The following is a 1,348-nucleotide window of genomic DNA, read 5'->3' on the forward strand; positions in this document are numbered from 1 at the left end:
GCCATGGAGCAGGACGTGGCGGAAGACATCGTGGCTGGACGGCTCGAGACAGTTCTCGACGACTGGTGTCAGCCCTATCCAGGGGCGTTCCTCTACCATCCGAGCCGACGGCAGGTCCCGCCGCCGCTGCGCGCGCTGATCGACTTCCTGAAGGACTGAAGCCGTCTCCTTTAGGCAGGCGTCTCGGCCGACTGGCCCATCCCGTCGACAGCAGCTCACGCAGTTGTAACGCTGGATCGGATCTGGACACCAACAACACCAGCTCGGCACCCTAACCACGTATCTTAGTGGAGTCCGCCAAAGACGAGGAGCTCCCAATCACGCGGCCGACATGATGCATTCCGCGCCATCGCATCGGCAACGGTCCGGCTCTCATCCCGGAACATGCCCTTCCGCCTTCCCAGCTCGTTGGGGAGATGCCACAGTCCGCGGGCCCGCTTCATGTTCCATCCAGCATTCGCCCCCGTTCGAAGGACTTGCGACCTTGGCTGAGACCTGCACGCATCTGGACACCATAACGGAGGTGACGCCCTCCGCCCGGGGCTGCGAGGAGTGCCTCCGGACCGGCAGCCGGTGGGTGCACCTCCGGATATGCCGGACCTGCGGCCACGTGGGCTGCTGCGACAGCTCGCCCAACCGCCATGCGACGGCGCACTTCCACACCACGGGTCACCCGATCATCGAAGGCTACGACCCGCCCGAGGGCTGGGGCTGGTGCTACGTGGACCGCATTGAGGTCGACGTCGGCCAGCCCACCCCACAGTCGGGCCCCATCCCCAGGTTCGGCTGACCTCCGGCGTGGTGGCTGACCGACTTGCCCGATTAAGCAGGTGGCCCCAGAGCGCTCCCGTTGTACTCCTCCGATTCGCTGCGGAACCTTGCCCTTCGCTGGAGTCCTCCCGATGACCGACGCCCCTGCGGACCAGAGAGTTCTCGGACCTCGGCACGAGCAGGCCTTCCCGCGTCTGTCGCCGGCCGAGATCGACCGCCTGCGCCGCTTCGGCGAGGTCCGGACCTACGGTGACAACGAGCGCCTCTTCAGGGCTGGGCAGCCCGGGCTCGGCCTCTTTGTGGTTCTCCGGGGGTCGGTGGCCATCACGCATCCCGACGGGCTGGGCCACGCGATCCCCATCGTCGAGCAGGGTGAGGGCCAGTTCCTGGCCGAGATCGGCGCGCTCTCCGGCAGGGCCGCCCTTGTCGACGGCTGGGCTCGCGGCGAGGTCGAGACCCTGGTCCTGTCACCGGCGGGCCTGCGCGCGGCGCTGGTGGCGGAAGCCATGCTGGGCGAGCGCATCATGCGTGCGCTCGTGCTGCGCCGCGTGTCTCTGATCGAGACCGGGGCCGGGGT

Annotated in this window: 2 protein-coding genes; both read left to right on the top strand. The window is 67.9% G+C overall.

Annotated features, from left to right (window positions below; genetic code table 11):
• The first annotated feature begins 484 nt into the window (after positions 1-484).
• Positions 485-790 carry a UBP-type zinc finger domain-containing protein gene (locus tag FHG71_RS23245; protein ID WP_176559616.1) on the top strand — a complete coding sequence of 102 codons (306 nt, stop codon included), beginning with the start codon at positions 485-487 and terminating at the stop codon, positions 788-790.
• Positions 791-902: 112 nt separating this feature from the next.
• Positions 903-1,348: Crp/Fnr family transcriptional regulator (locus FHG71_RS23250; protein WP_139084173.1), on the top strand; the 446-nt coding region annotated here is incomplete at its 3' end.

The organism is Rubellimicrobium roseum (genome assembly GCF_006152145.1).
Classification (GTDB): domain Bacteria; phylum Pseudomonadota; class Alphaproteobacteria; order Rhodobacterales; family Rhodobacteraceae; genus Rubellimicrobium; species Rubellimicrobium roseum.